The 7,095-nt window shown below is 57.7% G+C and carries 8 protein-coding genes; 4 read left to right on the top strand and 4 right to left on the bottom strand.

The genetic code is table 11. The annotated features are described in order from the left end of the window. The first annotated feature begins 3 nt into the window (after positions 1-3). The 4 genes from lspA to Q7T06_RS08890 all read left to right on the top strand — a co-directional run bounded on the left by lspA (position 4) and on the right by Q7T06_RS08890 (position 3,403). Positions 4-519, top strand: a complete 516-nt coding sequence (gene lspA / locus Q7T06_RS08905; RefSeq protein WP_304783671.1) for a signal peptidase II — start codon at positions 4-6, stop codon at positions 517-519. Positions 520-558: 39 nt separating this feature from the next. Next, positions 559-1,749 (top strand): bifunctional phosphopantothenoylcysteine decarboxylase/phosphopantothenate--cysteine ligase CoaBC, encoded by a 1,191-nt coding sequence (coaBC, locus tag Q7T06_RS08900; protein ID WP_304783665.1) that lies wholly within the window; start codon positions 559-561, stop codon positions 1,747-1,749. 103 nt (positions 1,750-1,852) lie between these two features. Further along, positions 1,853-2,302: a dUTP diphosphatase gene (dut, locus tag Q7T06_RS08895; protein ID WP_304783662.1), complete on the top strand. Its 450-nt coding sequence runs from the start codon at positions 1,853-1,855 to the stop codon at positions 2,300-2,302. An 18-nt stretch (positions 2,303-2,320) separates the two neighbouring features. After that, positions 2,321-3,403 (top strand): M48 family metallopeptidase, encoded by a 1,083-nt coding sequence (locus Q7T06_RS08890; RefSeq protein ID WP_304783660.1) that lies wholly within the window; start codon positions 2,321-2,323, stop codon positions 3,401-3,403. 79 nt (positions 3,404-3,482) lie between these two features. Here Q7T06_RS08890 and Q7T06_RS08885 read toward each other — a convergent pair whose 3' ends face one another. From Q7T06_RS08885 to cysT, 4 genes are all read right to left on the bottom strand, one after another. Then, positions 3,483-4,403, bottom strand: a complete 921-nt coding sequence (locus Q7T06_RS08885; RefSeq protein ID WP_304783656.1) for a CysB family HTH-type transcriptional regulator — start codon at positions 4,401-4,403, stop codon at positions 3,483-3,485. A 78-nt stretch (positions 4,404-4,481) separates the two neighbouring features. After that, positions 4,482-5,549, bottom strand: a complete 1,068-nt coding sequence (locus Q7T06_RS08880) for a sulfate/molybdate ABC transporter ATP-binding protein (protein WP_304783653.1) — start codon at positions 5,547-5,549, stop codon at positions 4,482-4,484. Next, on the bottom strand, positions 5,546-6,454 hold the full coding sequence (gene cysW, locus Q7T06_RS08875) for a sulfate ABC transporter permease subunit CysW (RefSeq protein ID WP_370652355.1): 909 nt from the start codon (positions 6,452-6,454) through the stop codon (positions 5,546-5,548). The genes Q7T06_RS08880 and cysW overlap by 4 nt, the downstream gene beginning before the upstream one ends. 1 nt (position 6,455) lies before the next feature. Continuing rightward, a partial coding sequence (cysT, locus tag Q7T06_RS08870; protein ID WP_304783649.1) for a sulfate ABC transporter permease subunit CysT occupies positions 6,456-7,095 on the bottom strand: 640 nt, incomplete at its 5' end.

Genomic DNA, 7,095 nt, shown 5'->3' with positions numbered 1-7,095 from the left:
CCGATGACGACCAAGCACCCTACTGGCACCACAGCACCATCCGGCATCGCGCGCTGGCTGGGCATCGCGGCGATCCTGATTGTGCTCGATCAAATCAGCAAGATCGCGATCACCAGCACCTTCAGCTATGGCGAATCAGTGCCGGTGACTTCGTTTTTCAACCTGGTGCTGGTCTATAACAAGGGCGCGGCATTCAGCTTCCTCGCGTCGGAGACCGGCTGGCAGCGTCATTTTTTCACCGTGGTCGGCATAGGCGCATCGCTGTTCATCATCTATCTGCTGAAGAAGCATGCCGGCCAGCGTTTGATGAGCTGGGCACTGACGCTGATACTGGGCGGGGCAATCGGCAATGTGATCGATCGCGTGCTGTACGGCCATGTCATCGATTTCCTCGATGTATATGTCGGCAGCTGGCACTGGCCCGCATTCAACATTGCCGACAGCGCGATATGCATAGGCGCGCTGCTGTTCGTCTACGATGAATTGCGCAACAGCAAAAAACAGGATGCAGGTACTTGAACTGTTAAACTAGCCCGCGACCTCTTTCAGGAGTCTTCCATGGATCTTGCTGGTAAAAAAATCGTACTGGGATTGACCGGCGGCGTTGCCTGCTACAAGGCAGCGGAATTGACGCGCGCACTGTGCAAGGCTGGCGCTTCGGTGCAGGTCGTGATGACCGATGCGGCGACGCATTTCATCACGCCGGTAACGATGCAGGCGCTGTCCGGCCACCCGGTCGTGACCGATCAATGGGATGCGCGCGTATCGAACAACATGCCGCACATAGACTTGACGCGCGACGCCGATGCGATCGTGATCGCGCCCTGCTCGGCCGACTTCATTTTCAAGCTCGCGCATGGCGCCTGCGACGACCTGCTGTCCACCCTGTGCGTGGCGCGTCCCGACACCCTGCCACTGCTGGTGGCTCCTGCGATGAATGTAGAGATGTGGCAAAACCCGGCCACCAGGCGCAATGTCGCTCAATTGAAAGCCGACCATATCGCCGTGCTCGGCCCCGACGCCGGTGCGCAGGCGTGCGGCGAAACCGGTATGGGCCGCATGCTGGAACCGGAGCAGCTGCTGGAAGAAATCATCGCCGCCTTTCAGCCTAACCTGCTGGTGGGAAAAAGCGTGATGGTCACGGCCGGCCCGACCTTCGAACCCATAGATCCGGTGCGCGGCATCACCAATCTCTCGTCCGGCAAAATGGGTTACGCCATCGCCCGCGCCGCGCGCGAAGCCGGTGCCGACGTCACCCTGATTTCCGGCCCGACTGCACTGGATGCGCCTTACGGCGTGCATCGCATCAGCGTGCAAACTGCCGAACAGATGCACGATGTCGTGATGTCGCGCGTAACATCGCAGGATGTCTTCATCGCAGTCGCCGCAGTCGCCGACTGGCGCGTGAAAAATGTCAGCGCACAAAAATTGAAAAAAGGCGCGGACGGCAAAGCACCTGAACTCGAGTTCGAGCAAAACCCCGACATACTTGCTGCCGTGGCGGCACTGGAAAAGCGGCCATACTGCGTAGGTTTCGCAGCCGAATCGGAAAACCTGATCGAATACGGCGAAGCCAAACGCAGGAAAAAGAATATTCCTCTGCTGGTCGGCAATATCGGCCATCAGACGTTTGGCCGCGACCAGAATGAACTGGTGCTGTTCGACGATCAAGGCCATACGCTGCTGCCCTTGGCCGACAAGCAAAAACTCGCACGCCAGCTGATCAGCGAAATCGCCAGCCGCCTGTAATGAAGCAGCGCCCAGTCATCATTCCATCACGCAGTCGTTCATGCATGCAGCATCACTGCCGCATGCATGCATTTGTCCCCAACTACAATTCCATCGCACGCCCATGAAAACAATAGACGTAAAAATTCTCGACCCGCGCATGAAAGAACAAATGCCGGCCTACGCCACTCCCGGCAGCGCCGGACTCGACCTGCGCGCCTGCATAGATGCACCTGTCACGATCAAGCCGGGCGAAACGCACTTGATCCCTACCGGCCTGGCCATACACATCGCCGACCCTGCTTATGCCGCGATAATCCTGCCGCGCAGCGGCATGGGACACAAACACGGCATCGTATTGGGGAACTTGGTGGGCTTGATCGACTCCGACTACCAGGGCCAGTTGATGGTATCGACATGGAATCGCGGCCAGTCGGAATTCACCCTGAATCCGATGGAGCGCCTGGCGCAATTGATCATCGTCCCGGTATTACAGGTTGCATTCAATGTGGTCGATGAATTCGATAGCAGCGAACGCGGCGTCGGCGGCTTCGGCAGCACCGGGAAACACTAAATTCTAGGAGAATGTTTTATGCACGGCCTGCTTCAACCCGTATTGATGCAACTGAAGCGCGTACCATCTGCCAGGGCAGCCCTGTTTCCACTTGCACTCGCGCTGGCGGGTTGCAGCACGACCCCACTCAATACTCCCGGCGCCACCAGCAACACGCCGGGCACTGCTACCGTGCCGTCGCAATTGCAAACCCTGCGCACCATTACCACCCAGCAGGACAGACTCTACCGCGTCGCGGCACCGCTGCTGGTCAGCAATGCGCCGCTGTGCAAAGGCAATGCACGCCAGCTGTTGGGCTTCATAGCAAAGAATAAGTATTCGTATTCTGAAGATTACGTCGACGCAGCACAGTCGCTGGGCTACGAAGAACGCCTGCAAGTCACCGGCGTCTTGAGTAACAGCGGCGCAGCACGCGTAGGCATCAAGCGCGGCGATATCCTCGCGATAGTCGAAGGCAAGGCGATGCCGCAAGGCCCCAACGCCGAACGTCAGGCGGCGGGCTTACTCGGCCCCATGATGAATAACCGCAGCTCGATCAAGCTGGGCCTGGTCCGTAACGGCAGCAACACGATGGTCAACGTTCCGCTGACGCGTGCCTGCGGCTTCGGCATCGAGCTGGGCAATGCAGATCATGTGAATGCCTATGCGGATGGCCGGCGCGTACTGGTCACGCGCGGCATGCTGAACTTTGCACGCAGCGATAGCGAACTGGCTTATGTGCTGGCCAGGGAACTTGCGCACAATGCGCTGGGCCATCCGACACAGCAAACCATGAATGCAACGGTGGGCGGCATCATCGACAACCTGATCCGCATCACGCCAGACAGCAGCACGCTGGGCGGCACTGGCGGCGTGCGCGCAACGCCGCAGGAACTCGATGCTGCGGCCGATACGCTGGCGCTCTACATGCTGGTGCGTGCTGGTTACAACATCGATGGCGCAGCGAGCTTCTGGCAAAGACTGGCGACGCAATATCCTGCCAACGTGCCCAACAGCTACACGGCTATCCATCCAGCAATCGCCTATCGCCTGACGACCATCGCAAAAGTAACTGGCGATATCAAGGCCAAGCAAGCGGCAAAAAAACCGCTGGTGCCGTAAATAAAGTCAGCACAGCAAATAAAAAATCCCGCAACTGCGGGATTTTTTATTTCTGGAACCAGGCAGGATCGCGCTATGCCTACGCCTGCATCGCCTCATCAATATCGGCACGCGTCAATTCCGGCGCAAATTGCTGGATAAAGTCATAGGTATATTGACGCAGATAAGCACCACGACGCACTGCCAGGCGCGTGACGTTTTGTGCAAACAGATGCGCCGCATCGATCACCTGCAAGCCATTGCTACCGTTCTGCTGCACCGCCATCGAAGCGACGATGCCGACGCCCAGGCCGAGCGCAACATATTGCTGGATCACGTCTGAATCCATCGCCGTCAACACGATGTCGGTCGCGATATCGGCTTGCTTGAAAGCGTCATCTATATGACCGCGACCGGTAAACCCGAGGTCATAGGTAATCAATGGATACTGCGCCAGGTCTGCCAGTGTGACCTTCGCCTTGGCGAGCAAGGGGTGGCCTTCCGGCACGACTATAGAGTGATGCCAGCGATAGCACGGGAAGGACACCAGGTCTTCAAACTGGCTCAAGCCTTCAGTCGCAATGCCGATATCGGCCTTGCCGGACAAGACCCATTCTGCAATGTGTTCGGGCGAACTCTGCTGCAGCGCGATGCGTACCTTGGGGAAGGCCGAGCGGAAAGCCTGCACCACTTTCGGCAGCATGTAGCGCGCTTGCGTATGCGTAGTGGCCACCGCCAGTGTGCCGATTTCCTGGCCTGCATATTCCTGGCTGGCACGCTGCAGGTTTTCCGCTTCCAGCAACAGGCGATCGATGATAGTCAGGATGCCGCGACCCGGCTCGGTCAAGCCGGTCAGGCGCTTGCCGTTGCGCTCGAAAATGTCGACGCCCAGCTCTTCTTCCAGTTCGCGTATCTGACGGCTGACGCCCGGCTGCGACGTAAACAGCACGTTCGCAACCTCGGTCAGGTTGTAGCCGCAACGTGCGGTTTCTCGTATCGATCTTAATTGCTGAAAATTCATGTCAGGAAGCCTCTATCGGAAATGCCTGTTCCACACAGCGGGAAACATAGCTGGGATCACGCCTGACCATGCTGCCGCTCAAACCGAATCGTCGACAAACACATGCAAGCGTTTTGGACGAACGATCAGTGTTTCACCATCCTTCAACTGCAACTGTCCATAACGTTCATTCGAAATGACTGCTTCAATCAACTCGCCATTGTCGTCGCGCTCCAGTTCCAGTTGCGCCAGCGGACCGATCGCATGGGCACGCCGCAATTGCACGACGATGCCTTCGGCGCCGGTCGTGTAGCGTTCGACTTCCAGATCATGCGGACGCACGTAAGCGATGCCCTTGCTATCCTGCGTCTGTGTGTGATCCGGCGCATCGAATGCGATGCCGGACGATTGCAGCACGCCTTCATGCACGCGACCATGGAACAGATTGACGTTGCCGAGGAAACCGTAGACGAAAGGCGAAGCCGGATTGTTGTAGACATCTTTAGGCGCACCGATCTGCTCGACATTGCCCTTGTTCATCAGCACGATTTGATCGGCGACTTCCAGCGCTTCTTCCTGATCATGCGTGACGAAAATGCTGGTCACATGCAAATCGTCATGCAGGCGACGCAGCCAGCGGCGCAATTCCTTGCGCACTTTTGCATCCAGCGCGCCAAACGGCTCATCCAGCAGCAATACGCGCGGCTCGACTGCCAGTGCGCGTGCCAGTGCAATACGTTGACGCTGGCCGCCCGACAACTGCGGTGGATAACGATCGGCCAGCCAGTCGAGCTGCACCAGCTCCAGCAATTTGGTGACCTTTTCGCGTATCTGCTGTTCCGACGGACGCGTGGCGCTAGGCCGCACGCGCAAGCCGAATGCAATGTTTTCAAACACGGTCATGTGCTTGAACAGCGCGTAATGCTGGAACACGAAGCCGACCTGGCGTTCGCGCACATGGCGCGCCGAGGCATCCTCGCCATCAAGCAATACCTGGCCGCTATCCGGTTGTTCGAGGCCGGCGATGATGCGCAACAGCGTCGTCTTGCCGCAACCGGAAGGCCCGAGCAATGCGGTCAGTTCACCGGCTGGAAACTCCAGCGAGACATTGTTGAGTGCGACAAAATTGCCGAATTGCTTATGGATGTTCCTGACTTCGATACTCATGATCCCTGCTCCTGAAACTGTTCGTGTGTGTCCCGCAAACGCCATTCAATCAATGATTTGAGCGCCAGTGTAACCAGTGCCAGCAATGCCAGCAACGATGCGACGGCGAATGCGGCAGAAAATTGATATTCGTTATACAGAATCTCGACCTGCAGCGGGATGGTATTGGTCTGCCCGCGGATATGACCGGACACCACCGACACCGCGCCAAACTCACCCATCGCGCGTGCATTACACAAAATAACACCGTACAGCAAACCCCATTTGATGTTCGGCAGCGTCACATGCCAGAAAGTCTTCCAGCCGGATGCGCCCAGCACCAGCGCCGCTTCTTCCTCTTCACTGCCCTGCGCCTGCATCAATGGAATCAATTCGCGTGCGACAAACGGAAAAGTCACGAAGATGGTCGCCAGCACGATGCCCGGGACGGCGAACAGGATCTTGATATTGTGTTCCTGCAGCCAGCCGCCGAACCAGCCTTGCGCACCGAACAGCAATACATAAATCAAACCTGAAATAACCGGTGAAACGGAAAATGGCAAATCGATCAGGGTCAGCAATATGCTCTTGCCGCGAAAATCGAATTTGGCTATGCACCAGGATGCCGCCACGCCGAACACCAGATTCAGGGGCACGGCAATCGCGGCAGTAATCAGCGTGAGCTTGATCGCTGAAATCGCATCTTCCTCGAGGATCGCAGCGATATATGCATCCCAGCCTTTTTTCAAGGCTTCGGCAAACACGGCCAGCAGCGGCACGAACAGGAACAGCGTCAGGAAGGCCAGCGCCACGCCTATCAGCAAGGCACGCATCCAGACCGGCTCCAGCGTCGCCGCCGGCACGCGCGGCGCGCGCGCCACACCGGGGGCAAGCACCTGGTGATGAGTTGGGGCTATCGCAGCCATATCAAACCTTCTCCGCCTGACCGCGTTTGCGGGTCCATGCTTGCAGTAAATTAATCGTCAGCAGCATCAGGAACGAAGCCAGCAGCATCACCACCGCAATCGCGGTTGCACCGGCATAGTCGTATTGCTCCAGCTTGGTCACGATGAACAGCGGCGTGATTTCTGACACCATGGGCATGTTGCCGGCGATGAAAATGACTGAACCATATTCACCCGTCGCGCGCGCAAAAGCCAGCGCAAAACCAGTCAGCAAGGCTGGCAGTATGGTCGGGAAAATAACCTTGGCAAAAGTTTGCCAGTTGCTCGCACCCAGGCTGGCAGCGGCTTCTTCAAGCTCGCGCTCGGCATCTTCGAGCACTGGCTGTATCGTGCGCACGACGAATGGCAAGCCGATGAAGGTCAATGCAATCAGCACGCCGAGCGGCGTGAATGCCACCTTGATGCCTACAGCCTCCAGGTAACGACCCAGCCAGCCGTTGGGTGCATACAAGGCAGTCAAGGCGATGCCGGCCACGGCAGTCGGTAACGCAAACGGCAAATCAACCAGGGCATCGATGAATTTCTTGCCGGGGAAGGTATAGCGCACCAGCACCCAAGCCACGATGCCGCCGAAAAATGCATTGAAGAGCGCCGCCAGCAGC

Origin of the sequence: Herminiimonas sp. (assembly GCF_030645555.1) — a bacterium.
In the GTDB taxonomy this organism is placed as follows: Bacteria; Pseudomonadota; Gammaproteobacteria; order Burkholderiales; family Burkholderiaceae_D; genus Oxalicibacterium.
Note: the sequence above shows the minus strand (reverse complement) of the source record. Positions and strands in the feature narration are given on the sequence as shown.

Bases quoted from the DNA above. Each gene is read 5' to 3' on its own strand.
- lspA (WP_304783671.1), top strand. From the start codon at position 4: ATGACGACCAAGCACCCTACTGGCACCACAGCACCATCCGGCATCGCG.
- coaBC (WP_304783665.1), top strand. From the start codon at position 559: ATGGATCTTGCTGGTAAAAAAATCGTACTGGGATTGACCGGCGGCGTT.
- dut (WP_304783662.1), top strand. From the start codon at position 1,853: ATGAAAACAATAGACGTAAAAATTCTCGACCCGCGCATGAAAGAACAA.
- Q7T06_RS08890 (WP_304783660.1), top strand. From the start codon at position 2,321: ATGCACGGCCTGCTTCAACCCGTATTGATGCAACTGAAGCGCGTACCA.
- Q7T06_RS08885 (WP_304783656.1), bottom strand. From the start codon at position 4,403: ATGAATTTTCAGCAATTAAGATCGATACGAGAAACCGCACGTTGCGGC.
- Q7T06_RS08880 (WP_304783653.1), bottom strand. From the start codon at position 5,549: ATGAGTATCGAAGTCAGGAACATCCATAAGCAATTCGGCAATTTTGTC.
- cysW (WP_370652355.1), bottom strand. From the start codon at position 6,454: ATGGCTGCGATAGCCCCAACTCATCACCAGGTGCTTGCCCCCGGTGTG.